At 67.8% G+C, this 23,896-nt stretch carries 18 protein-coding genes and 3 pseudogenes; 12 read left to right on the plus strand and 9 right to left on the minus strand.

Annotation, left to right across the window (positions count from 1 at the left end):
* Positions 1-538 precede the first annotated feature (538 nt).
* On the plus strand, positions 539-1,537 hold the full coding sequence (locus ACIBNA_RS43960; protein ID WP_399171016.1) for a YdcF family protein: 999 nt from the start codon (positions 539-541) through the stop codon (positions 1,535-1,537).
* Between the two features lie 176 nt (positions 1,538-1,713).
* On the opposite strand, the gene ACIBNA_RS43965 is transcribed toward ACIBNA_RS43960, so the two are convergent.
* Complete coding sequence (locus tag ACIBNA_RS43965) at positions 1,714-1,911, minus strand: hypothetical protein (RefSeq protein WP_399171017.1); 198 nt, start codon at positions 1,909-1,911, stop codon at positions 1,714-1,716.
* 417 nt (positions 1,912-2,328) lie between these two features.
* Positions 2,329-2,790 (minus strand): annotated as a pseudogene (locus ACIBNA_RS43970) (lamin tail domain-containing protein).
* Positions 2,791-3,163: 373 nt separating this feature from the next.
* Here ACIBNA_RS43970 and ACIBNA_RS43975 point away from each other — a divergent pair.
* On the plus strand, positions 3,164-3,568 hold the full coding sequence (locus tag ACIBNA_RS43975) for a DUF6336 family protein (protein WP_399171018.1): 405 nt from the start codon (positions 3,164-3,166) through the stop codon (positions 3,566-3,568).
* A 250-nt stretch (positions 3,569-3,818) separates the two neighbouring features.
* On the opposite strand, the gene ACIBNA_RS43980 is transcribed toward ACIBNA_RS43975, so the two are convergent.
* A complete protein-coding gene (locus tag ACIBNA_RS43980) occupies positions 3,819-4,367 on the minus strand; it encodes an SMI1/KNR4 family protein (protein ID WP_399171034.1) in 549 nt (182 codons plus the stop codon).
* 166 nt (positions 4,368-4,533) lie between these two features.
* On the opposite strand from ACIBNA_RS43980, the gene ACIBNA_RS43985 reads away from it, so the two are divergent.
* Entirely contained in the window at positions 4,534-4,791 is a 258-nt protein-coding gene (locus ACIBNA_RS43985; RefSeq protein WP_399171019.1) for a DUF6207 family protein, read from the plus strand.
* 278 nt (positions 4,792-5,069) lie between these two features.
* Positions 5,070-5,879 (plus strand): class I SAM-dependent methyltransferase, encoded by an 810-nt coding sequence (locus ACIBNA_RS43990; RefSeq protein ID WP_399171020.1) that lies wholly within the window; start codon positions 5,070-5,072, stop codon positions 5,877-5,879.
* A 530-nt stretch (positions 5,880-6,409) separates the two neighbouring features.
* On the opposite strand, the pseudogene ACIBNA_RS43995 reads toward ACIBNA_RS43990, so the two are convergent.
* Positions 6,410-6,667, minus strand: a pseudogene (locus tag ACIBNA_RS43995) (leucine zipper domain-containing protein); the annotation flags it as partial.
* Positions 6,668-6,752: 85 nt separating this feature from the next.
* Here ACIBNA_RS43995 and ACIBNA_RS44000 point away from each other — a divergent pair.
* Positions 6,753-7,076 (plus strand): hypothetical protein, encoded by a 324-nt coding sequence (locus tag ACIBNA_RS44000; RefSeq protein WP_095749789.1) that lies wholly within the window; start codon positions 6,753-6,755, stop codon positions 7,074-7,076.
* 74 nt (positions 7,077-7,150) lie between these two features.
* On the opposite strand, the gene ACIBNA_RS44005 is transcribed toward ACIBNA_RS44000, so the two are convergent.
* Positions 7,151-7,906 carry a class I SAM-dependent methyltransferase gene (locus ACIBNA_RS44005; RefSeq protein WP_399171036.1) on the minus strand — a complete coding sequence of 252 codons (756 nt, stop codon included), beginning with the start codon at positions 7,904-7,906 and terminating at the stop codon, positions 7,151-7,153.
* A 232-nt stretch (positions 7,907-8,138) separates the two neighbouring features.
* On the opposite strand from ACIBNA_RS44005, the gene istA reads away from it, so the two are divergent.
* Both istA and istB (ACIBNA_RS44015) read left to right on the plus strand, forming a co-directional pair.
* Positions 8,139-9,839, plus strand: coding sequence for an IS21 family transposase (gene istA, locus ACIBNA_RS44010; protein WP_399171022.1), 1,701 nt, complete (start codon positions 8,139-8,141; stop codon positions 9,837-9,839).
* Positions 9,836-10,609, plus strand: a complete 774-nt coding sequence (gene istB, locus ACIBNA_RS44015) for an IS21-like element helper ATPase IstB (RefSeq protein WP_399171023.1) — start codon at positions 9,836-9,838, stop codon at positions 10,607-10,609. Before istA ends, istB (ACIBNA_RS44015) begins: the two co-directional genes overlap by 4 nt.
* Before the next feature lie 268 nt (positions 10,610-10,877).
* Here the strand turns inward: istB (ACIBNA_RS44015) and ACIBNA_RS44020 are convergent, their stop codons facing one another.
* A complete protein-coding gene (locus tag ACIBNA_RS44020) occupies positions 10,878-11,843 on the minus strand; it encodes a helix-turn-helix transcriptional regulator (protein WP_399171024.1) in 966 nt (321 codons plus the stop codon).
* A gap of 92 nt (positions 11,844-11,935) precedes the next feature.
* Here ACIBNA_RS44020 and ACIBNA_RS44025 point away from each other — a divergent pair, with 92 nt between their 5' ends.
* On the plus strand, positions 11,936-12,304 hold the full coding sequence (locus ACIBNA_RS44025) for a VOC family protein (protein ID WP_399171026.1): 369 nt from the start codon (positions 11,936-11,938) through the stop codon (positions 12,302-12,304).
* A 71-nt stretch (positions 12,305-12,375) separates the two neighbouring features.
* Positions 12,376-13,379 (plus strand): annotated as a pseudogene (locus tag ACIBNA_RS44030) (IS481 family transposase).
* Between the two features lie 3 nt (positions 13,380-13,382).
* Here the strand turns inward: ACIBNA_RS44030 and istB (ACIBNA_RS44035) are convergent.
* Positions 13,383-14,009 (minus strand): IS21-like element helper ATPase IstB, encoded by a 627-nt coding sequence (gene istB, locus ACIBNA_RS44035; protein WP_399171037.1) that lies wholly within the window; start codon positions 14,007-14,009, stop codon positions 13,383-13,385.
* A gap of 521 nt (positions 14,010-14,530) precedes the next feature.
* On the opposite strand from istB (ACIBNA_RS44035), the gene ACIBNA_RS44040 reads away from it, so the two are divergent.
* The 3 genes from ACIBNA_RS44040 to ACIBNA_RS44050 all read left to right on the plus strand — a co-directional run bounded on the left by ACIBNA_RS44040 (position 14,531) and on the right by ACIBNA_RS44050 (position 20,788).
* Entirely contained in the window at positions 14,531-17,443 is a 2,913-nt protein-coding gene (locus tag ACIBNA_RS44040; RefSeq protein ID WP_399171027.1) for an AAA family ATPase, read from the plus strand.
* Between the two features lie 174 nt (positions 17,444-17,617).
* Entirely contained in the window at positions 17,618-19,138 is a 1,521-nt protein-coding gene (locus ACIBNA_RS44045; RefSeq protein ID WP_399171028.1) for a GMC family oxidoreductase, read from the plus strand.
* Between the two features lie 159 nt (positions 19,139-19,297).
* A complete protein-coding gene (locus ACIBNA_RS44050) occupies positions 19,298-20,788 on the plus strand; it encodes an aldehyde dehydrogenase (protein ID WP_399171030.1) in 1,491 nt (496 codons plus the stop codon).
* Between the two features lie 403 nt (positions 20,789-21,191).
* Here the strand turns inward: ACIBNA_RS44050 and ACIBNA_RS44055 are convergent, their stop codons facing one another.
* Together ACIBNA_RS44055 and ACIBNA_RS44060 are read right to left on the minus strand one after the other, a co-directional pair.
* Positions 21,192-21,524, minus strand: a complete 333-nt coding sequence (locus tag ACIBNA_RS44055; RefSeq protein ID WP_399171032.1) for a hypothetical protein — start codon at positions 21,522-21,524, stop codon at positions 21,192-21,194.
* Positions 21,525-21,899: 375 nt separating this feature from the next.
* The gene (locus tag ACIBNA_RS44060) at positions 21,900-23,351 is read right to left on the minus strand and encodes a flavin-containing monooxygenase (protein ID WP_399171033.1); all 1,452 of its coding nucleotides are present in this window, start codon (positions 23,349-23,351) and stop codon (positions 21,900-21,902) included.
* Positions 23,352-23,896 lie beyond the last annotated feature (545 nt).

Raw genomic sequence — 23,896 nt, forward strand, 5'->3', positions numbered from 1 at the left:
CCTGCTGAGGTGCTGGACCGGCACCTGCACCACCTGCGGACGACCCCTCACCACCAGCAGAACCAGAGCCAGAACCTAACGAAGCACTACTAGGACCTGTCCGGGCGATCATGTGACTGCTCCGCTGCCAGGCCGGGCCCAGCCTCCGGGCGGCTTGTGCCGATCGGAGGCTGGGCCCGGTGGTGCCGGATCCCGGATAGGGCGCGTATCGGGTCGTGATCAGTGAGCACCGCAGCTTCCTGGGCGGGTGCCCCATCGGTCAGTTGCGCACGTGTCATGCAAGACGATCTACCGGATCGAAGATCAGCGTGAGAGGAGAACCCGCTCATTGATCACGACCCGATACGCGCCCTAGGGGGATCGGTCGGCTTCAGGTGGTCACCGCGCGCTGACCGCGGTCTTGCGGCCTTCGGTCCCTCCGCAGGTCTGGGAGGATGGTCGGCAGCCGTCCGTACCGGGTCCGGGAACCTGCGGGCGGCGCGAGGCGGGCGGGTACGGGCAGCGGCCCGGCGGGCGGGAGAGCGGAGCGGTGCGGCACATGCCGGAGTACCCGGAGTACCTCGCCGCGGTCCTGTTCGCCGCGGGCGGCGTCGTCAACGCCCTGCTGGCACCGCACCGGTTCTCCACCGCCGTCCTGTTCTGCCTCGCGGTGACCTCTGCCGGACTCGGCGTGGCCGGTCGCAGTGCGGCAGCCCACCCGACCATCGCCACCGTCCTCGCCGTCACCGCCCTGCTCCTGGTGCTCACGCTGGGCCTGCTTCTGCTGGCCGACGGCGTCTTCCTGGTCCGGCGCTACGGACCGCAGGCAGCCCTGCTGGCGACCGGGGCCGCCGGCTGCGCGGTGCTGGCGGTGCTCGGCCTCGACGCGGTCTTCCACGCGGTCGGCGGCGAGGCGTTCGGTGCCCTCGTGGTCGCGGTGAACGCGGCCGCGGGATACCTCACTCTGCTTTTCCTCGTCTTCGCCGGCTACGTGTTCGTCCGGGGCCGTAGCACCCCCCTGCCGGAAACCACCCATGTCGTCGTCCTGGGTGCCGGGCTCAACGGCGACCGGCCCGGCCCGCTGCTGACCCGCAGGCTGGAGCGCGCCCTCGCGATCGACGCCGCCCGCGCACCGGACGCGCCTCGTGTGGTGTTCGTCGTCTCGGGCGGCCAAGGCGACGACGAGGTCCGCTCCGAGGCGGACGCGATGGCCGACTATCTGCGCGGACGCGGAGTGCCCGCCGACCGGATCGTGCGGGAAGACCGCTCCGTCAACACCGGGCAGAACCTCCGCTTCAGCGCGGCCCTCGTGGACGGCACCACTCCCGGCCACCGTGCCACGGTGGTCACCAGCGGCTTCCACGTCTACCGCACGACCCTGCTGGCCCGCCGCGTCGGCGTGCCCGTGCATGTCGTGGGCGCGCCGACCTCCCCCGCCTACTGGCTGGCCGCGACACTGCGCGAATTCGCCGCCATCCTGTGGCTGGACCGCCTCCCCCTGGTCGGACTCAGCCTGCTGCTGGCAGTGCCGGTGGCGACGGCGGTCTTCGAGCACTGAAGCGCCGGCCGCAGACCTCGTAAGAGGTCCCAACAAAGGCGCCGTACATGGCGCGGTTGAGGAGGGGAGAGGGGGGCTGGTCGGGCTGCCCGACCGGTGCGCGCAGCCCGCTGCGCGGAGTGCGCGCGGCTAGCTCGTCGAGGTCGGCGCCCAGGTTGATGAGGACAAGGACAGCACTAGATTTTGGGCCCGGGGTTCCTGGGCTGCCCTCCCATGCGGTGGTCGCTCCAGTCGATGCCGTCGTCGTGCTCCTTGCTCGACGCGAGTCCGAGGAACCCGAGGAGGGGAGCTGCGATGAGGATTGCCCCGCACAGGCTGCCGATCGCGACGTAGGCCGCAGCAGCAGTGAGGGCCCAGAACAGGATGTCGCACACGATCCTCGCCCACAGCGGGAACGGGGCACGCCACGCGTGGTAGCGGCGGTACAGGCGTACGACCTTGCCCGAAGCGCGCTTGGATCGGCCAGCCTTTCCCTGACCTGTCCTTCCTGTGTGGCCGTTGCCGTGCGGACGTCCTTTTTCTCGCTCATGGACCTCTTTGTCCCTTCGAGTGCCCCGTGACCACGCAGCTCTCCTATAGGGCGGACAGCGGTCACCCAGACCTGATGTGCGGGAGCGAGAAGAATGAAGCTGCGCGGGCATTCGGTGTGCTTGCCGACCCGCCAGGCGGTGGTGCGCTGGGCACTGATGCGCTGAGATCGCGGTCCTGGCACCTTCGCCTCACAGACACCCCACGGCCATGAGCCGAGGCGGGCTGGGGAGCTGGCCCGGGGCCGGGTGGTGGTGGGGGCCTCAGCTGTGGAAGTTGATGTACCCGTTGCCGTCAGGATCGTCGTTGCGGTTGGTGTAGGAGTGGACGTCGGCGCGGCTGCCTGAGGGCTTGTACAGGGAGATGGTGTCCTTGTCGTTGTTCCACAGGAAGTTGCAGTTGTCGCGGTAGACGACGTTGTGGGTGTCGGAGTCGGTGCCGTGGCCGCCGCGCAGCTTCACATAGTCACCGGGCTACAGGTAGTGGTTGGCGGCGAAGGCGAAGCGGTTACCGGTGGCGTCCTTGACGACGTAGCCCTTGAGGTTGATCGTCGAGCGGGACGAGTAGTTCTTCACCGTCAGGTACTCCTCGTCCGTGTTGCCCGAGGAGCAGCTGTTGGAGTCCCGGCCCGGTGCGTCGTACTGAACTCCGCGGATCTTCAACGCCGAGCTGTACTCGGCGGCGTGTGCGGGAACGAAGGACAGGACGGTCAGCGCGCCAGCCACAACAGCGGCAGCCGTGACGAGATTCTTGCGCAGGAGCAGGCTCCATGGTTGAGCGGGTGGTGTCGCCTGTGCAGGACACGCACCCGAGTCCGGTGGTTGCGCAGAGATGAGGACCGTCACCCGTTCGAAGGGCGTAGAGGCACGTCGCCTGCGGCGGTAGAGGCCGGCCCCCGGCGCCACCTGTCTCCACTTGTGGCTCCTGGGCCGCGGCGAGTGGTGGGACGCGAAGTACCGGGCACGGCAGATCGATGCCCGGTACGACCCTGCCAATACGGGCCCGTCATCGTCGGGTCGCGCACAACTCGAAGGCCAAGCCGGGGGCGGCCCGGAGGCGGTGTGATCCCGGCGACGGGGCTGGGTTACGGTGCCGCGTATGCGCACCGAGGACGCGATCATCCGACCCCTGCTCCGGATCCGGGACGTGGCGGCGCGTGGGGCCCTGTACGGCCTGGCCGCCGTGCCCCTACTCGGGATGGCCTCCCTGTTCGTCGGCGACCACCACAACCGCAGGACGTTCCTCGGCGTCGTCGGATTGTTCGCCGTCTTCATGGCCGTGGTGGGGATCCTCCTCGGGCTCTTCTTCTGGTGGACCTGCGGGGGAGACATCCGACGTTGCCGCGACTGGCATACCGTCACGGGCCAGGCCGGGCCCATCACCGTTGCGACCCCGGTCCTGCTACGGGTCGGGGTGCTGGCCCTGGTGCTGTGCCCCGGCGCCTTCGGCCTGCACTTCCTCGTGGACGGCGCCGAGTACGGCAGCTGGCTGTACGGCGACTGAGCCACGCGCGCCCGGCGCGGGCGCTTCGGCGACGTGGCCGAGCTGCGGACCGGCTGGGCGGCCCCTATGCGTCCCTGCGGCGCAGCTGAGACGCCCCACCCAATACAGCCCGTTTCACGCCCGAGCGAGACCAGCGGCGCCGTGCCCACCTCCGGCTGGGCCTGTCGTCCCTGCTCGGGCTGTCCGACGAGGCTGTGCACGACTTGGTGGCCGACGACGCGTCTCTCAAGCTGTCGCAGCGGCCTGAGTATCAGAAGTCCCAGTCCAGTTCATCCTCGTCGACTGCGACAGGCAGGTAACCGTCCACCGCCTCGCCGGTCTCCAGAGCCGTGGCTGTCGCATCCAGGAGAGCCGGGAGCGACGCCCACATGGGGTGGGGCGAAAAGGAGCATCCTGTTTCATGATCGGCATTGCCGATCCTTCCGCGGCGACGATAGGGACGCTGGTCGATGATGAGGTAGTCCCCTGCACCGTTAAAGGCGACGGGGATCCACTGCGCATGCCACCACGGCCCGTATTCCCCATCCGGGTCCCCTTCCTCTGCTCCCGCCAGCTCGTCCCCGTAGATCTTCATGCGTGTCTGCCAGGCTCTGGTGATGCTCTGCACCTCGAGTAAAGACCAGAACGGCGGCAGCAGGTCGTAGTGGCCCATGCCGTTGTGCCGCAGCAAGGACTCCACCAAGGGCTCGGGGAACGGCTGACCGATGGCCTGTTCGGCCACGGCAATTGCCGAGCGCTCCGCCGGGGGGCCAAGAGCAGCAAACGTACGAGGCGCGTGCTGGGCGAGCCAAGCCTCTATACGGGTCCACGACTCGGATATCGACGAAGTCATCCTGGGATCATGCCAGTTGGACGCGCCACTGAACGGGAGGATTCGAGACGGGTTCTGAACACACCAGCACTCGGTCGGGTGAAGACACCACAGCGGCGGAACCTGTCCGGCAGCCCACGCGTAAGTGCCGTACATGGACCCGGTCAACGAGGCGCACGTCAGCCGGCCGGGCCTGGTCGTCTTCGACGTCACTGCCGCCGACGATGACACCGCGCTCGCCTTCCAGCAGCTGCTCGCCGACCGGTGGGCGACAGCCCCCGCACAGCACACGACGCGGGATCCAGACGAGCCCGGCGTACGGCTGCGCTGCTACCTGGACCTGCGCCAGCCGATCAGCCCTTCCGCGCCGGACGAAGCCCTGGCACCGGTCAGCGCAGCCGCACCACAGTGACGACCGCGTGCCGGGTCGTGCATGCCACGACCTCCACCACGGCATCGTCGGCGGCGGCCTGTAGGAGTCGCCGGCCTTCGTGTAGACCCGCCCGGCCTGGGGGAGATCAAGGAGCCCGAAAATGTCGATGAGAAGTAGCAACGCCTGCTGCAAGGTGGATCGCGCCGACAGGGGTCCGGTGGTGGATCTGCTCGCCGGCCTGTGAGCGATGCGCGCCGCAGGTGGTGGTGCTTACCTGGCCGTCGTGCCAGCCGCGCGGCTCGAGGGAGTCTGGCGCCGTGGAAATTCCGTTGCCGGAACAGCAGCATCTTCGATCGAATGCCTCCATGACTCATGACGGCCCGGCGGACCATGTGGAGCAGAACCGACGCTTTTGGGATGACGAGGCGGCTGCATGGCACGGGCCGCTCGCCCGTGATCACTGGGCGCAGGTGGAACCGTCCTGGGGATTGTGGGCCACCCCTGAGTCGCAGGTTTCCGTGCTTCCCGACGGCATCGACGGGATGCGCGCCATTGAGTTGGGCTGCGGTACTGCCTACGTTTCCGCTTGGCTGGCCAGAGCAGGAGCCCACCCGGTCGGGATCGACCTCTCGGAGAAGCAGCTCGCCACTGCTCGCGCGATGCAGGCGGAGTTCGGCATCGACTTCCCCCTTGTCCTGGGCAATGCCGAGAAGGTGCCCTACGAGGACAACACGTTCGGCCTGGCGATCAGCGAGTTCGGTGCCTCGCTGTGGTGCGACCCCTACCAGTGGATCCCGGAGGCAGCCCGGCTTCTCGTTCCTGGAGGCCGGCTGGTGTTCTCGCGCTACTCACCGCTGTTCGCGCTGTGTGTACCGCCCGGGGGACCGGCATCCACCACTCTGTCCCGCGGCCAATTCGGCCTGACGCGGCTGGACTGGGGGAATCACGTGGAGTTCATCCTGCCGCACGGTGAGATGCTCCGTTTGCTGCGGGCCTGCGGCTTCGTCGTTGAAGATCTGATTGAGATTCAGGCACCCCAGTCTGCGGGGGATTACGAAGAAGTTTCCGCCGACTGGGCCCAGCAATGGCCCAGTGAGGAGATCTGGAAAGCTCGGCTGGCAGGCTGACAGCTCCGCAGGCACCGTGGATCGCCTTACTCATCCCGCAAAGCACCTCGATGCTCCCACCGCAAGCCCTCAAGCGTTGCCAGGACTCACAGACATCGCCCTACGGCCAAACGAGGCGTTCTCGGCCCTGAGCGACAAGTGGTGTCGGATCCCGTCGACAAAACCACCCCGCCGACGCGGGGGTGTTCCGCGTCGGACCATCGGCGCCGGCAGGCGGTACTGGTCCTCTCCGCCGATGCGGGGGGTGTTCCGGCGCATGACCAGATCGACAACGATGGATGGTCCCCGCGCCGCATAGCCCGAGGTGCTTGCCCGCCGGCCCCACCCGGCCTCACACCGCGTGGGCAAGGCTGAGCACAAGCAGAGGGTCCGTGCCAGCTGTGTCCGGCATGGACCTTGATGCAGCCTTCCACACGGCCACACGGCTACACGGCTGCCCAGTGGAGTCCGAGGGCGGCCAGCGCAGCTGTACAGGGGCGGTTTTTCTGATCAGTAGTTCGTGGGTTGGCCTGGGCTGATCAGACCGTGGCCGGGGTGCGCAAGGGCTGGTGGTGCGGGCGGCTGGAGCGGTCCTGCATGCCTGCTGTGCCGTGCAGCCGGTAGCGGCCTGCCCAGCGGGCCGCGGTGGTGTGGCTTACCTGGAAGCGTTCCGCGGCCCGCCGAAGCGGCCAGCCGTCGTCGACGGCACACCGGGCCAGACGCAGCCTGCCGGTCGGAGTCAGCGGGGCATGGTTCTGTCGGTAGTTGGTGACGTCAGTTGTTCGTGAAAGCTGACGGCACCAGGTGATGGCCCAGAAAGATGTTCGCGAATTCTGACGTCACCATCGGGGTTGCGGTGTCAAGCTGGATGTGCTCAGTAAAGGAGCACCCCCGATGCCGCCTGGCCAGTCGAAGGTCGAGTTGTACGCCGCGCTGCGGCGCGACTCCCGCGATGGCATGTCGAACCGGGCGTTGCAGTGCAAGTACGGCGTCACCTGGAGCACGGTCAACAAGGCCCTGACCTCGGCTTGGCCGCAGCCACGCACGACAACCGCTTCGGCGCGGCCGTCGAAGCTGGATCCGTTCACGCTGCTGATCGACGAGATCCTGCTCATTGATCTGGACGCGACCAGGAAACAGCGCCACACCGTCACCCCGGATCTACCGCCGTCTGATCGACGAGCACTCCTCGTCCGAGGCGTTGCGTTGACCACTTGAACCCGCACCGATGAGAGGGCGCAAGCGTCCTGCGAGCAACCGCGCGGTCCGGCCAGGGACTGAGAGTCCGGTGTTTATACCTTGCTTGCGACCACCATGTAGTTCTCGGCCTCAAGATCGAACGTGCTCAGTTCCGTTTGGAGTCCGACCCGGTGCAGCTCGACTTCGAGTTCCTCGTACCGGTAGGGCCAGCAGGACAGCAGTTCCGAGCGGACAAGAACCAACCCGGTCGCATCAACTTGCGCGATCGCAATCTCGATGTGGTGCTCCTCCTCCCAATGCGGCGCAATCTCCCAGCGGTAGACCACGACGGCATCGCGACCGTTCCGGCGGACGAGTCGGTCACTGATCTCCAGCCGGGAACCTCTGGCCCTCACGAGTTCCCAAGTGCGGGATGTGAGTACCAAGCGCCCGCCAGGGCGCAGAAGCCGTGACATCGACTCCAGAGCAGCACCCCTGCCTGTCGCGCCCGCGGCATGGTGAAGCGAGTTGCCAACGCAGAACACCATGTCGAACGTGTTGTCCTGGAAATGGTCGGGCAACTCTTCCCAGTTCGCCCGTACGGCCCGGACGGATGCCCCGAACTCCTCAGACAACTCTGCAGTTCGACGAACCATCGCCTCGCTGGCGTCAGTTGCGACAACCTGCATGCCACGACCGGCGAGGCCAACCGCCAACTGTCCGGTTCCGCACGAACAGTCGAGGACGTGAGCGTTCGACGGCAGGAGATTGAGGACGTCGTCGAACGACGCAGCGAACTCGGCTGGAGGCAACTTTGCATCCGAGATGATCCATTCGTACACCTCGGCGAGCACGTCATAGCCTGTCACAACCACTACCTCCGTCACGCGGCAGACTCACGGTAGGACGTCAGTCCATCAGCGGAGCAAGCCGGGCACCAATGGTTTTCGCAAGGATGGCTCTGACGGTGTTTGTGGGTTGTCAGTTGTCCGTCTGAGTGGATGTCACCGGCTGGTTAGCTGGGAAGTTGTTCGTGAGAAGTAGTGTCACTCGCGGGGTTGCGGTGGCAAGGTGAATGTGCTCAGTGAAGGAGCACCGCCGATGCCGCCTGGTCAGTCGAAGGTCGAGTTGTATGCCGCGCTGCGGCGTGACGCTCGCGAGGGCATGTCGAACCGGGCGCTGGAGCGCAAGTACCGGGTGGGCTGGCGGACTGTTCAGAAGGCGCTGAGTTCGGCGTGGCCGCAACCTCGGGAACCGTACGCGCCTCGCCGTTCCAAGCTGGATCCGTTCAAGCCGGTGATCGACCAGATGCTGCTGGCTGATCTGGATGCGCCGAGGAAGCAGCGTCACACGGTGGTCCGGATCTATCGCCGGTTGATCAACGAGCACGCGATGGACGACGTGTCCTACCAGGTCGTGCGCGCCTACGTCGCCAAGCGGAAGCCGGAGATTCGGGGCGAGGCCGGCCGTGGCCCGGCGCAGGTGTTCATCGAGCAGTCGCACCTGGCCGGCGCCGAAGCCGAGGTCGACTTCGGCGAGGTCGCGGTCCGTTTGCGGGGCGAGCTGGTGAAGTGCCATTTGTTCTGCCTGCGGTTGTCGTTCTCCGGGAAGGCGGTGCACCGGGTGTTCGCCTCCGGCGGTAAGGAGGCGTTCTTCGAGGGCCACGAGCACGCCTTCAGAGTGCTGGGCGGCGTGCCGTTCGGCAAGATCCGGTATGACAACCTGAAGGCCGCGGTCGCGTCGGTGCTCGGCTTCACGCGGCGCCGGGTCGAGACCGACCGGTGGACCGCATTTCGGTCCCACTACGGCATCGAGCCGTTCTACTGCACGCCGGGAATCGAGGGCGCCCACGAGAAAGGCGGCGTCGAGGGCCAGATCGGCTGGTTTCGCCGCAACCACTTCGTTCCCGTCCCCGAGATCGACTCGCTGGCGCACTTGAACATGCTGATCGACGAGTGGGATCTGGCCGACGAGGCCCGGCGGATCGGGACCCGTCCCCGCACGATCGGCGAGCTGTTCGCCGTCGAACGGCCGTCGTTGAAGCCGTTGCCCGTCGAGACGTTCGAGACCGGCCGTTGGTTCACCCCACGGGTCGACCGGTTCTCCCAGATCACCGTCCGCACCAACCGTTACTCGGTCCCGACCCGGTTCATCGGCCGCCAGGTCCGGGTCTTGCTGCACGCCTCCGAGCTCGTGGTGTTCGACGGCCGCACCGAGATCGCCCAGCACGAACGGCTGCTGACCAAGAGCGGATCACGGCTCGAGCTCGATCACTATCTCGAAGCGCTGCTGCGCAAACCGGGCGCGCTGCCCGGCGCCACGGTCCTCGAACAGGCCCGGGCCGCGGGCCAGTTCACCCCGATCCACGAAGCCTGGTGGACAGCCGCCTGCAACGCCCACGGCGACACCGCCGGCACCCGCGCTCTGATCGAGGTTCTGCTGCTGCACCGGCACATGCAGCACAACGACGTCGTCGCCGGCCTGGCCGCCGCGCTCCAGGTCGGAGCGCTCACCGCGGACGCGGCCGCGCTGGAAGCCCGCCGCATCGCCGACAACGACGAACCGACCTCGGCCAAGCCACGACGCCGAGCCACTACCGAGGCAGACCGGGCCGTCGCAGCGACCGTCACCTCGCTGACCCAGCGGCGCCTGGCGCAACTGCCCAAAGACACCCGCCCCATGCCTGACGTGTCGATCTACGACCAGCTGCTTCCCAGCCGGCGAGCCGCCGTGGCCGCCGCTGGGCGCGCGCCGGACCCGAGACCTACCCAGAAGCCGAGCAGGAAGAAGCCGCCGCCATGAGCCCTCGCCGCCGGATGAGTGAACAAGCCGCCGAAGCCGCCGTCGACCAGGCATGCCGGGTCCTGCGACTGCCCACGATCCGCAACCAGTTTCCCGACCTGGCGGCCAAGGCCGGCAACGACCAGATGTCCTACCTGGTGTTCCTGGCCGAACTGCTGCTGGCCGAGTGCGACGACCGCGCCAGGCGCCGCTCCGAACGCCGGATCAAGGCCGCCCAGTTCCCCCGGGAGAAATCGCTGCGCGAGTTCGACTTCGATGCCAATCCGAACATCGACTCCGCCGTCGTCGGCTCGCTGGCCACCTGCGAGTGGGTGAAGAAGGGCCTGCCGCTCTGCCTGATCGGTGACTCCGGCACCGGCAAGTCTCACCTGCTCATCGCGCTCGGCACCGAAGCCGCGATGGCAGGTTTCCGGGTGAAATACACCCTGGCATCGAAGCTGGCCAACGAGCTGGTCGAGGCCGCCGACGAGAAGATCCTGACCAAGACCATCGCCCGCTACGGCCGCGTCGACCTGCTCTGCATCGACGAACTCGGCTACATGCAACTCGACCGCCGCGGCGCCGAACTCCTCTTCCAGGTCCTCACCGAACGCGAGGAGAAGAACTCCGTCGCCATCGCCTCCAACGACTCCTTCGCCGGCTGGGGCAAGACCTTCACCGACCCCAGACTCTGCGCCGCCATCGTCGACCGGCTCACCTTCGGCGGCAACATCCTCGAGACCGGCACCGAGTCCTACCGCCTCGCTCACAGCCGCGAACTCGCCCGCTAAGCCATCCCCACACCATCCGGACTGCCGTCAGAAGTCACCAACATCCAGCCGGCCCGAGGCCACGAACCGCCGTCAACTTTCACGGCCAAACGACGTCAGCATTCACGGTCAAAGCCAGGGGCATTACGGTGGGACAACGAGGGCCTCCTGGATGCCGGTTGTAGATGTCGCAATCCACACCGAAACCAGGGGCCCTCACCTCTTTCAAGGACCGCTCAAGGCGTGTCGCCTGTCACCAACGTCTCCGAACAGCACAAGCTGTTGCAGGTCAGGGCGTTGGTGACGGCGCATAGTGGTGGGCAAGATTGGTGGCGAGGTCGCGAAGGTGAGCCCTGGCTTCGGTGGGGCCGTGCACAGTGATGGCGCTCCCGAACGGCAGTAGTGCTCGCACGTCCTCCAGATGCAGGAAGCGGATCGTTACCTTGCGGCCGGTGGCGGATTCTTCATGGTCGTCCCAGACGAGTCGTAGGCCAAAGATCCGTTGCGCTCGCTCGATCTGGGTCTCGTCGATGGTGGCGCTGACCTCTATCGCGTGGTTGTGTTCCCACTGAGCAATGAGCGCTGCAGCGACCGTGGCCAGGGTCTGGCTCTCGCGGATCCGTCGTGGCTGGTCGACTTCTTTCCACGTCGTGATCCGTTCGAGTCGGTACATCCGTGGCACTCGGGCACAATCGGCGACGAGGTACCAGATGCCGGCCTTGGCGAACAGCCCGTAGGGATCCACGACCAGGTCGCGTGGGCATGGCTCGCGTGGGCTGTCGTACTCGATCCGTAGCCGGCGACCTCGCCGCACTGCGCCGATCAGCGAAGCCGGAGTCGTGCCGAAAGCTCGTGCCTGACGCCACGGACGGCTGTCCACGTGCACTACGTCGGTGAGCGGCAAGAGCTCATGAACTCGACGTGACTGTGTAGCGACGATCTTGGAGAGCGCGCGCTGGCTTTCAACCGATACGTTGAGCTCCGCACGTTGCTTCTCATCCAGCCCAGTGAGCGACAGATGATCACGCTCGTCCGGTGTGAGCCGCGTGAGGTCGAGTCCGGATCCGGGCAGCATGGTCACGCCTCCGAGGCGGCCCCGGTGTGCGGTCACCGGCAGACCGGCGTCACGGAGCCAGTTCAGATCTCGGGTGATGGTGCGAAGGGACACCCCGAGTGCCGAGGCAAGTTCCTGTGTAGTCACGGCATCCCTCGATTCGAGGAGCAGCATCAGGGCGAAGAAGCGGTCTGGGGTCACACACCAACTTTTTCAGGAATTGCGACACGATGCGGCGCATATCCCGCTCAGGCTGGTGGATGCGTACCTACTACCTGTGAAAAGGAACGATCATGACCACATCCGTCGTGTCCATCGTCTACGTGAACGACGCTCCCGCCGCAGCTCGTTTCTACGGCGACCTCCTCGGCATGAGCCCCTCGTTCGAGACTCCGGGATACATCACCTTCGACCTCGGGCCAGGCGCTGACCTCGCTCTGTGGTCGGGCCAGTTCGAGGATCTGTCACCGGACGTCCCGCGCACCAGTGAGGTTTGCCTGGCCATTGACGGTGGACGACCCGACGAGCTCAACGCGACCTTCAAGCAGTGGCAGTCCAAGGGGGTCACCATCCTGCGCGAGCCTCATGATGCGGGGTTCGGGCTGACCTTCCTCGCGGCCGATCCTGACGGGAACCGTATCCGCGTTGCACCGAAGGGCTGAAAGGCCGCAATGCGGAAGGCGCGCACGATAGGTGTCGCGCCTGCCGTCGTCTGACTTCGAGAGGACGACGAGTGCCCCACGCGAATGCGCCCCTGAGCGTCGAGGGCCGTAGGCGGCTCGTGAAGCGGTGCCAGACACGTCCCATCGCCCACGTCGCCGCTGAGATGGGTATCTCTCGCGCATGCGCCAGCAAGTGGGTAAATCGCTGGCGGCTACACGGTGATGCGGGATTGCAAGACCGGCTGTCGAGTCCGCACCGGAGTCCGAACGCGACTCCAGCATGGGTCATCGAGCAGATCGAGTCCTGGCGCCGCGCGCTCAAGTGGTCCGCGCAACGGATCACCGACGAACTTGTGAGCATCGGTTTTGTGATCGACCGGCGAACTGTCAGCCGACACCTGACCCGGCTCGGCCTCGGCAAACGCCGCTTCATCGACCCAGGCGGTGAGAACAACCGGAAGCCGGGGAAGATCACTGCCCGCTGGCCCGGACACATGGTGCACCCGGATGTGAAGAAGGTCGGCCGGATCCCTGATGGCGGCGGGTGGCGGATCCATGGCCGGGACAGGGATCAGGCCAAGGTCGCTAGTCGGGCGAAGTCGGTCGGGGCAAAGCGTGGCTATGTCTACCTGCACTCCGTCGTCGATGGTTTCTCACGGCTCGCCTACACAGAACCGCTGGGCGATGAGAAGGGCGCGACAGCTGCTGCTTTCCTCGCCCGGGCGAAGGTCTGGTTCGCCGCCCACGGCATCAACCACATCCACCGGGTCGTCACTGACAATGGCGCTTGCTACCGCTCCGGCGACTTCGCCCGCATCGTCGGGCAAGGCACCCGGCATCAGAGAACCAAGCCATACACACCTCGGCACAAGGGAAGGTGGAGCGCTACCAGCGCATCATGGCCGAGGAAGTCCTCTACGCCCGCGAGTTCACCAGCGAGGACGCCCGGTCAGCCGCGATCACAGTGTGGAACATCCACTACAACTACCACCGGCCGCATAGTGCTGCCGCCGGAAAGCCGCCAGCAGCACGCCTCCGCGAGAGCGTCACCAACGTCGAGCCCTCATACAGCTAGGGTTCAGCCGGCCTTGGACGGCTCTTCGGCGCGTGCTCGGGTGCTGGCAAGGCGGTAGGAGTCGGTTCCGGTCTCAATGATGGTGCCGTTGAAGGTGAGCCGGTCGACGATGGCCGCGCCGAGGCGGGGGTCGGTGAAAGTCTTGGTCCAGCCTCCGAAGGACTCGTTGGAGGCGATGGCGACGCTGTTCTTCTCCTCACGTTCGGTCAGCACCTGGAAGAGGAGCTCGGCGCCGTGACGGTCGAGTTCCATATAGCCGAGTTCGTCGATGCAGAGAAGGTCGACGCGGCCGTAGCGGGCGATGGTCTTGCTGAGCTGCTTCTCGTCGGCCGCTTCGACCAGTTCGTTCACCAGTTTCGTGGCGAGGGTGTAGCGGACGCGGTAGCCCTTCATGGCGGCCTCGGTGCCCAGGGCGATGAGCATGTGGGACTTGCCGGTGCCGGAGTCGCCGATGAGGCAGAGCGGCTGGCTCTTCTTGATCCATTCGCAGCTGGCGAGGGTGTGGACGGTGGCTGGGTCGATGTTTGGGTTGGCGTCGAAGTCGAATGCCCGCAGGGACTTCTCCCGGGGGAAGCCGGCTGCTTTGATGCGTCGTTCCGAGCGGCGGGCCCGGTCGTCGCACTCGGTCATCAGCAGTTCGGCGAGGAACCCGCGGTATCCAGCCGTTACCCCATAGAGCACGTCCCTCACGTCAGTCCCGACAGACCCGCCGAGAAAACGGCCCCGCCTTGAGAAAACGCAGGAGAAATGACCTCTCAGGAGACGTCTTCTGGGAGCCGCCCGGCACCGGCCGGGAAGCCGACTGAGACGGAACGTGAGACGGGACACGCGAAGGTCCCGACCGGCGAAGGCGAATTCCAGGGGACGGGGCCTTTCATCTGCCCTGCTGGGCGGCTGCGGAGGATACGAGATTTCTGCCTGCTCAGCGTCGTATCCAGCCATGGTCGGCCGGTGGCCTTTCCGGTGTCCCGCGTGCTCTCCACACGCTCCGCAGGGAGGCGGATCAGCGCATGGTTTCGTACGGTGAGAAGTGGACGGTGGGCGGCTGCAACAGCTGTCCGGAGACCGAGAGAGAGCCATTGCCATCGTGAAGCCGTCCGGCCGCGCATGCGCGTGCGCTACGGAAGCGGGCCTTCGCCCGGTGGTCTCTGGTGCCTGACGGACTGGATCGGACCGGCGCCGAGCAACGGCTGCTCGAGCGTGAGGGCGAGCTGCGGTGTCTCGGCGCGGCGATCGCAGGCGCGAAGGCCGGCAGAGGCGCGGTCGTGGCGCTGGAGGGCACGGCGGGGATCGGCAAGACCCGGCTGCTACGAGCCGCGATGGAGCTTGCGGCGGAAAGCGGCGTGGCCGTGGTCAGCGCTCGCGGCGGGCAGATGGAGACCGAGTTCGCCTTCGGCGTCGCCAGGCAGTTGTTCGAGCCGGTGTTGACCGGCGCGGAGAACGGCGAGCGTGAGCTGTTGCTCGAAGGAGCTGCCGCTCCCTCAGCATGGCTGCTCGGCGGCGGCCGCGCCGATCGTCTCGGTGAACCGGTCGGCGGCGGCGATCGCAGCTTCGCCACGCTGCACGGTCTCTACGGGCTGACCGCGAAGCTGGCGGCGCGCGTGCCGCTGATGATGGTGGTCGACGACGCGCACTGGGCCGATGTGCCGTCTCTGCGGTTCCTGGGCTATCTGGCTCGGCGCGTGCACGGGCTGCCGGTGCTGCTGACCGTGGCGGTGCGTCCGGAGGACCCCGGCGCCCACGGCCTGCTGCTCACGGAGCTGGTGGCGGGCCCCGAGGTCGACGTCGTCCGACTGAGTCCGTTCACGCTCGAGGCAGTACGGACCCTGTTGCAGGACGCATTCGCGGCAGCGCCCCTCGAGCCGGGGTTCGTCCGTGATTGCTGGACGATGACGGGGGGCAACCCATTTCTGGTCACGCAGCTGATCAGCGCCCTGCGTGCCGGGGGTGCCCAGCCGACCTCGGCAGCAGTCGAGCAGGTCGGCGAGATGGGTCTGGAGACAGTGTCGCGGTGGATCAACCTGCGTCTGGCGGGCCTGCCGCCGTCGGCTACGGCGCTGGCCGCGGCCGTGGCGGTGTTGGGCGACGGAGCCGACGTAGTGCTGACTGCCCGCCTGGCAGGGCTCGACCTACCCAGCTGCGACGAGGCCGTCGACGGACTTGTCTCGATGAGCATCCTGCGCGTCGCCGATGGCCTGGGATTCGCGCACCCACTCGTGCGCTGGGCGATCTATGCGGGGCTCCCCCCGCGTCGACGGGCGCGAGGACACCGGGACGCCGCCCGGCTGCTGTGGCAGGCGGGCGGCGCGGTCGAGCACGTGGCGTCGCACCTGCTGGCAGCCGCCCCGGCCGGCGACGGGGAGGTCGTCGACATCCTGCTCGACGCCGCCCGCTCGGCCACCCAAAAGGGCGCGCCCGACCTCGCGGTGTGCTACCTCAAGCGGGCGCTCGCAGAGTCGGCACACGACACGTCCAGGCCCGAGCTGTTGCGCGAACTCGGTACCGCCGAGCAGAACGCAGGCCAGTTCGAAGCGGCCGCAGAAAACCTGCGGCGTGCGCTGGAGTGCACCGACGACATGGCGGCGAAGATCGAGATTGCGTACCGCCTGCGTACGGCACTGGTGTGGTCGGGCCGCGCGCACGAGGTCGCACCCGCTCTGGACGGCCTCATTGCCGAGGCCACCGAGCGGGACTCCGAGGGCGCGCTGCTCTTGGAGGCAGCCGTGGCCGGGGCCCTGCAAGTGGACCTCTCGACACCGCGCGGGCTACGCGACCGCGTCCGGCAGGTCGTCGGGCCCGCCTTCGCCGGCGAACCCGTCCCTCCCCACGTCTCCAGCCTGGCGGCAGTCGAGGCACTCTTCGCCAACGAACCGGCCGCTCGGGTTCTCCGCCTGGCCGAGGAGGCGGTCCGCGGCTGGTACCAGGCGCCCGAGTTCGCACGTGGACCGATAAAGGCCCAGCTCTTCGTGGCGCTTATCCTGGCCGAGAGCCACTCGCTCGCCCGGCGGCTGCTCGACGACGAGGTGGAGGACGCACGCCGGCACGGGTCGGCCGCGCAGTTCCTGAACGCGGCTGTCCTCCGTTCGACGCTCTTCCACCGGGTGGGCATGCTGGCCGAAGCCGAGGCTGACGCTCGCGCCGCGTTGGAGGCGGCGCACCTCCATCCGGGGACGGGGCCGTCCGGCAGTCGGCCGCCGGCTCACTCCCTGCATGCTCCCATGGCGGTCGCCGTGCTGGTCGACACCATGATCGAACGCGAGGAGATCGGGGACGCCGAGCGGCTGCTGACCGAGACCGGGTTGGCCGGCGCCGACAGCCCTCTGCTGCTCTTTTCCTTTCTGATCGGCGCGCGCGCTCGGCTGCGGACCGCCCAGGGCCGGACGTCGGAGGCGATCAATGAGCTGCTGGCCCTGGGTGCTCGGATGGAGGGCGCGGTTCTGACACCCGCACTCGTGCCCTGGCGGTCGCAGGCGGCACTCGCGCTGGCAGGCACCGACGCCGATGCGGCGCGTCGGCTGGCTCGTGAAGAGCTCGATCTTGCCCAGGTTTTCGGGGCGCCGGGAACGCTGGGGGTGGCATTGCGCGCGGCCGCGGTGACGGGCGCCTCGGACGAGAGGGTGGACCTGCTGCGGGAGTCGGTGGCGGTGCTCGAGGACTCGTCGGCGCGTCTTGAGCAGGCACGCTCCCTCGTCGAGCTGGGCGCTTCGTTGCGCCGCCGGGGCCGGCGCTCCGAGGCGCGGACCGCGCTTGAGCGCGGAATGGACGGCGCCTGGTCCTGTGGGGCGACCGCGCTGGCACAGCGGGCGAGCGAGGAGCTACGAGCCGGCGGTGCGCGGCCCCGTCGGCTGGCGCTCACCGGTGTCGACGCCCTCACCGGCGCCGAGCGCGGCGTCGCCGGCCTCGCCGCCCAGGGCCTCACCAACCGGCAGATCGCGGAAGCGCTCGTCATCAGCCTGCCCACGGTGGAGACCCACCTGCGCCACGTCTTCCAAAAGCTCGACATCACCTCGCGCAAGCAGCTCGCAGAGCATCTCCACGGATCGCATGAGCCCGCGTCCCCGTAAGGGAAATCGTCAGGGTTCCGGGCAGCAAAGGTCAGCATCGGTCCATCGACGCCAAGGCGCCGTCAGGCCGCCACGGTCGTGTCAGAGACGTCGTGTCAGAGACGTGGTCTCAGAGAGCGGAAAGACCCGGGAGTCGCCGCTGCGAGGCTCCACGGCCGCGGGAGGCGAAACGACATGGTGATACAGCAGGTGAGCCACCACGACTATGTGATCGTCGGGGGCGGAACGGCCGGTTGCGTGCTCGCAGCCCGCCTCTCCGAACGCGACGGTGCGCGTGTGCTGCTCCTGGAGGCGGGAGGTCCTCCGACCCTCGACCTGCTCACGGTCCCGCAGGCGTGGCCGGCACTGATGAGGACCGAGGTCGACTGGTGCTACGCGACGGTGCCCCAGGCCGGTACGGCCCAGCGCGAACACGTCATGCCCCTCGGCAAGGTGCTCGGCGGCTCGAGCGCGATCAACGCCATGGCACACATCCGTGGGCACCGGGCCAACTTCGACCGCTGGGCGCGCGAGGGCGCGACCGGTTGGGATTACGACAGCGTGCTGCCGCACTTCAAGCGCTCGGAGCACACCGAGGGACGCGACCCGGCCTACCGCGGCCTCGGCGGACCGCTGCGCCTCGCACCGGCGCACAACCGCCATCCGCTCTCCCAGGCACTCTTCGAGGCCGCACTCGAGGTGGGAATCCCCGCGACCGACGACAGCAATGGCAAGCAGCCCGAGGGCGTCTGCTGGCATGAGCTCAACATCGTCGACGGCGCGCGCCAGAGCGCGGCCACCGCCTACCTCGAGCCGATCTCCCGCCGCCCGGGCCTCACCGTCGAGACCGCGGCGCTCGCGCTGCGCGTGCTGTTCGACGGCGATCGCTGCGTCGGCGTCGAGTACGCCGTCGACGGCCGAACCCATCGCGCCTGGGCCATGGAGGAGGTCGTGCTCTGCGCCGGCGCGGTCGGCTCGCCGAAGCTGCTCATGCTCTCCGGGCTCGGTCCCGAACGGCACCTGCGCGAGCTCGGCATCGACGTCGTCGAAGACCTCCCGGGCGTCGGCGCGAACCTCCACGACCATCCGCTCGCCGGCATCACCTACGAGGCCCGCCGGCCGGTCGAGCCCGGCGCCAACCAGCACGGCGAAGTCACCGCGCTCCAGCGCACGGGGCCGGACGTGGAAGAGCCCGACCTCCAGTTCGTCTTCATCGACGTGCCCTTCCACCCACCGGACCTCCAGGGCCCTCTCAACGGCTACACCATCGGCTTCGCCGTCATGACGCCGGTCTCGCGCGGCACGCTGAGACTGGCCGGTCCTGATCCCACGCAGGCGCCGCTGATCGACCCCGACTACCTCGGCGAGCAGGAGGACGTGCGCCGCATGCTGATCGGATTCCAGCGGGCGCGCGAGATCGGCGCGGCGTCCGCCCTGGCCGAGTGGCGCGGCCGGCAGGTGCTGCCCGGGCCCGACGTCGCCCGTGGGGCCGCCGTGCGCGACTACGTGGCGCGCTGCACAGGCACCTATTTCCACCTCGTCGGGACCTGCGCGATCGGCAAGGTCGTCGATCCGCAGCTGCGGGTGCGCGGCATCGACGGACTGCGCGTCGCCGACGCGTCAGTGATGCCCTCGATCGTCTCGGCGAACACCAACGCGACCACGGTCATGATCGGCGAGCGGGCCGCCGCACTCATCGCCGACGGCGGCTGGTGAGCCTGACATGTGGCGGGAACATCATGGTCGCGCGTGAAAAACCTCAGCGTTGGCTCAGTGATGCGAAGTCAACTCACGGCTTCCCACCATGGGACTGACAACCCAATGGCGGGCCAGGACCACGGCGCCCTTGACCCGCTGACGACAAGGAGGTCGGCGATGTCTTCGCACGCGACCATCCAAGCCTCGGCCCTCATCCAGGATCGACTCTTCATCGGCGGTGACATGGTCGAGCCGGAGTCCGACGACCTGCTCGAGGTCATCTCTCCGGCCACCGAGGAGCAGATCGGTTCGGCTCCCTCCGCGACGCCCGCCGACGTTGCGAGGGCTGTCCGCGCGGCCCGTGCTGCCTTCGATAACGGACCGTGGCCGCGCATGTCGCCTCAGGAGCGAGCGGACGCCCTGGAGCCCTTCGCCGACCACCTCCGGTCGCGCGTCCCGCAGATCGCAGGACTGATCACGGAGGAGATGGGCTCGCCGATCAGCTTCTCCCATCAGCTCCAGGCACCGGTTCCCGTCATGCTCCTCGACTACTTCCGGGGGCTCGTCGCGACCTTCCCCTTCGAGCAGGACCGAGCAGGTCTCACCGGCACGTCCCGCATCCTCCGGGAGCCGGTCGGCGTCGTCGGGCAGATCGTCCCGTGGAACGCCCCGCTCATCCTCACGATGGTGAACCTCGCCCCCGCACTCATCGCCGGTTGCACCGTAGTGCTCAAGCCGGCGCCCGAGACGCCGCTCGACGCGTACGTGCTCGCCGAGGCCGCGTTGGAAGCGCACCTGCCTCCGGGCGTGCTGAACATCGTCCCCGCCGACCGCGCGAACAGCGAGGCACTGGTGCGCCATCCGCAGGTCGACAAGATCAGTTTCACCGGCAGCTCGGCGGTAGGGCGACGGGTCGCCGCCCTCTGTGGTGAGCAGTTCAAGCGGGTCACCTTGGAGTGCGGCGGGAAGTCACCCGCCATCATCCTGGAGGACGCCGACCTCGACAGCGTCGTGCCGGCCCTCATGCCCTACGCGATCATGATGTCCGGCCAGCACTGCCTGGCGCAGACCCGGATCCTCGCGCCTCGAAGCCGCTACCGCCAGGTCGTCGACGCAGTCTCCCAGGCCGCGGCCGCGCTGACGGTCGGTGATCCACACGATCCCGCCACCGAGGTCGGCCCACTGGTGGCAGAGCGCCAGCGACGCCGGGTCGAGGACTACATCGCGAGTGGGCGGCAGGAAGGTGCGGTGATCACGGTGGGCGGCGGCCGCCCCTCGCGCCTGGCGAAGGGCTGGTACGTCGAGCCGACGATCTTCGCCGACGTCGAGAGCCGCATGCGCATCGCCCAGGACGAAATCTTCGGTCCGGTACTCGTCGTGATCCCATTCGACGACGACAACGACGCCGTTCGCATAGCCAACGACTCCAAGTACGGGCTGTCGGGAAGCGTGTGGAGCAATGATCAGGACCGCGCCCTGCGGATCGCCCGCCGAGTCCGCACCGGAAGCCTGACGATCAACGGTTACCGAATCGAGTTCGGCGCGCCCTTCGGCGGCTACAAGGAATCCGGCATCGGCCGAGAGTTCGGGCCCGAGGGGCTCAGCTCCTTCACCGAGTACAAGACGATCAACCTCCCCAACGGAACGGCCGACGGACAGCCAGGCTGAGAGAAGACCCGGGAGGGCGCAGCGGCTGGCAGGTCTGCCAGAGCAGAAAGGCGCTCGGATCCGACTGAGACGGAAACGGAGACGGACAACGTCGAAGGGCCCCACCGCGAACGGTGGGCTCTTCGACGTAGTGCCCGGTGAGGCACTGGCGGAGGGTACGAGATGCGAACTCGTGAGGGGTTGCCCCCAACACGCTTTCCACGCGTGCCAAGGCCCGGTTGCCCGTGTCCGGGCAGATCACGAAGCGGCTCCACTCGATGCCCTCCACGATGGCCGCCGCGACCTTCTCCGCCGATCCAAGACCGGTACTGGTGCTCGGCGGTGGGCCGCTTTGCCTCACCAGCCGTGCATCACCGGCAGACCCCCCGCCGTCAGGGTGAGGTGGAACCGCTCGTCGTCCACGTCACTCACTTTCCCACCCGCCCTCGTCGGTGTAGGTGTGCAGCCTCAGCCGCGCGTCGGCCGCGACCTCAGGCAGCTCCTGGAGGAACCGCGTCGGCGGCACGCGAAGGGTCGGTGGCGTCGCGAGGAAGCATTCCCGGCATCGGTCGAACCAGCGCGGTCCATGGGCGGGGTCGTGGATCATGCCGCTGGTGCGGGAGAGCTGGCCGCACGCGGAGCAGGGAGGCTCGTGCTGCATCCGCGCCCAGGTCTCTGCGAAGCGGGGCGCGGGCGGGGCAGGGGGTAGGGACGCCGGGGCGACGCCCAGCTTGCGGGCGGCATCCTCGGGGTTCATTACTGCTCCCTGCTGACCTGTCGCACCGAACCTTGAGCAGTCTCAGCGAAGTCTGAGCACCAGCTACGCCGCAGGTCAGAGGGGTAACGGCTCTCGCTCGACGAGGCGCTCCAGCTTCCGGCTGATCGTGACCACGGTGGACAAGCAGAGCCTCGGCCTGCTGCGACACCGCCCTGACCTGCGCACTCAACCTTCGCTGAGACGAACTGCGATCCGTCAGGCTCCGGTGAGAAGCGCTCAAGTGTCCTTTGCCATCCAACCCAGGCGTTTGACAACGAACCCAGTCGACTCAGCCGAAGCAGGCGCCGTTAACCCACACTTGTGGGCGTTCCTCGGCAGCGGCTCGTCGAGCGTCGGGCCGCTTATGCTCTGTATTCATTTCGCCGAACTCGATCGAGTCAGGCCCGCGTAGCGGTGTGCCACTCCGCCGGGAAGCAGGTATTCGGCCAGCAGGTTGCCGGCGCGGCGGGATGGCAACCCCATGTCGTGCAGGAGTTCGTCCGCGCAGTGGATGTCGTAGGGGCCGAAGTCGTAGCCGCCGGAGCCTGGCAGTACCTGCTCCTGCCAGGCCAGGCAAGCGTCGATGGCCTCCCGCATCCCCTGCTCGTCTGGGGTGGTGCGCAGCGTCGCCCGGAAATGGCTGGTCAGCCAGTGCGCGGTGAGTTCCATGCCCATGATGTTGTTGAAGACCTGCCGGAAACCGACGAACCCGAGCCGGTCGGCGCCGGGTGGCACGATGCCTCGGTAGAGCCGCAGCCGCCCGTCGTCATCGTGCACGCGCACGCTCGAGTCCAGGAACGGGAAGACCTTGTGGTGCCCTGTGGCGAACACGATGACGTCTGCCGCCACTTCCTCGCCGGTCGCCAGTCGGAGCCCCTTGTCGGTATACGCCTCGACGGCACTGACCTTGGGGGCGATCAGGCCGCGGCGGACGGCCCGCACGTAGCCGCGCGGCATCACTCCCGCGTGGGCCAGATGGAAGGGGAGCGCGTGAGCGGGCCGCAGCTGCCTCGGCAGCCGGTACAGCCCGGTGGAAAGCAGCACGTCGCGGGTGATGAGCCACCACAGAGCCCGCTTGACCCGCTCGTCGATGCGGTCGATCGGACGGACGCAGGCCGGATCGTGGTAGCGGGGCAGGAGCGCCTCACCGAGCCGGGTGAACAGGATCCACTTGTAGTTGACCAGACCGAGCAGGAACCGCTCGGGGATCATCCAGTTCACCTTGCGCTGCACGATCGTGGCCGAGGCCGCCTCGTGTGCGGCGCGGGTGATCAAGTCCAATGCGGACTTGCCGCCGCCCACGACGACCACGCGCCGGCCGGCGAATGTCCCGGCCCGCACCTCGTTGGAGTGCAGCACGGTCCCGCGGAACGACTCACGCCCGGGCAGCTCGGGCAGTTGGGCATGATGATGAGCCCCACTGGCGACAACGACATAGTCGAAAGTCTCGCGATGAACGTCCGCCGCCTTGTCCCCGGTGGGCCGGGAGTCGACCGACCAGCCGGAGGCGCCCACCCGCCCGGGCCCCTCCACCGGCCGGATGGAGATCACCTCGGTACCGGGCCGGACGCGGTCCAGTACACCGAAGATCTCGGCGTAGTCCTCCAGGTAGCGTTGCGTGTCCACCGCGCTGGCGAAGTGCAAGCGGTTGGGCAGGTCCGCGAACTCGAAGATGCGGAGTGCGGACTGGTTGGCCAGCCCGTCGTAGCAGCCCTCTGATGACCAGATCCCGCCGACCTGCTGGTACTTGTCGAAGACCGTGACGTCGAAGCCGTTCTCCAGCAGCACCTTGGCGGTGACGATTCCCCCGGGGCCGGCCCCGACCACACACGCTCTCATTAGCTGTCACTCCCCATGGGCGATCGCCGTGTCCAGCTCGCTCATCATCCCGGTTGCGGACCTCCCTGCCCAGGGCGCCCTCCGGTACCTGAGGCATCAGAAGCTGAACGAACACGGCCACACCCCAGGACACGACGTACGCGGTCAACGCCCACAGACGGGGACGACCGCGCGCATCACGGTGCGTCAGAAACCGGGAACGCCGTATCCATTTGTCCCTGCGGCAGTCGACGACGCGGAGACCTCGACCCCTGCGCCGCTTTGCCACCCAATCCAGTCCATGCAGGTCAGCGCCATCCGTCCGACTGACTTCGCTGTCAACGGACATCAAGGTTCGGTGCGACGGGACAGAGGCCCTGCTGGGGTGGGGGTGGGCTGCGTGGCACCAGATCATATAATCGAACACGTGAACGATGCAGAGTCGTCGCGACTCGCGTTGGTACCGGCAGCACGGGGTCACTGTCCCAGGCCGTGCGCAGCCGGTTCGTCTGACGCCTGGAGGGGGGCGGCCGTCTGGCATGCCTCGGGTGACG

The organism is Streptomyces sp. NPDC050164 (assembly GCF_044459945.1).
GTDB lineage: Bacteria > Actinomycetota > Actinomycetes > Streptomycetales > Streptomycetaceae > Streptomyces > Streptomyces coeruleorubidus_A.

What these genes read in the sequence shown, in the direction of transcription:
- ACIBNA_RS43960 (WP_399171016.1), top strand. Translation starts at nt 539, where the DNA reads ATGCCGGAGTACCCGGAGTACCTCGCCGCGGTCCTGTTCGCCGCGGGC.
- ACIBNA_RS43975 (WP_399171018.1), top strand. Translation starts at nt 3,164, where the DNA reads ATGCGCACCGAGGACGCGATCATCCGACCCCTGCTCCGGATCCGGGAC.
- ACIBNA_RS43985 (WP_399171019.1), top strand. Translation starts at nt 4,534, where the DNA reads ATGGACCCGGTCAACGAGGCGCACGTCAGCCGGCCGGGCCTGGTCGTC.
- ACIBNA_RS44000 (WP_095749789.1), top strand. Translation starts at nt 6,753, where the DNA reads ATGCCGCCTGGCCAGTCGAAGGTCGAGTTGTACGCCGCGCTGCGGCGC.
- istA (WP_399171022.1), top strand. Translation starts at nt 8,139, where the DNA reads ATGCCGCCTGGTCAGTCGAAGGTCGAGTTGTATGCCGCGCTGCGGCGT.
- istB (WP_399171023.1), top strand. Translation starts at nt 9,836, where the DNA reads ATGAGCCCTCGCCGCCGGATGAGTGAACAAGCCGCCGAAGCCGCCGTC.
- ACIBNA_RS44025 (WP_399171026.1), top strand. Translation starts at nt 11,936, where the DNA reads ATGACCACATCCGTCGTGTCCATCGTCTACGTGAACGACGCTCCCGCC.
- istB (WP_399171037.1), bottom strand. Translation starts at nt 14,009, where the DNA reads ATGACCGAGTGCGACGACCGGGCCCGCCGCTCGGAACGACGCATCAAA.
- ACIBNA_RS44045 (WP_399171028.1), top strand. Translation starts at nt 17,618, where the DNA reads ATGGTGATACAGCAGGTGAGCCACCACGACTATGTGATCGTCGGGGGC.
- ACIBNA_RS44050 (WP_399171030.1), top strand. Translation starts at nt 19,298, where the DNA reads ATGTCTTCGCACGCGACCATCCAAGCCTCGGCCCTCATCCAGGATCGA.
- ACIBNA_RS44055 (WP_399171032.1), bottom strand. Translation starts at nt 21,524, where the DNA reads ATGAACCCCGAGGATGCCGCCCGCAAGCTGGGCGTCGCCCCGGCGTCC.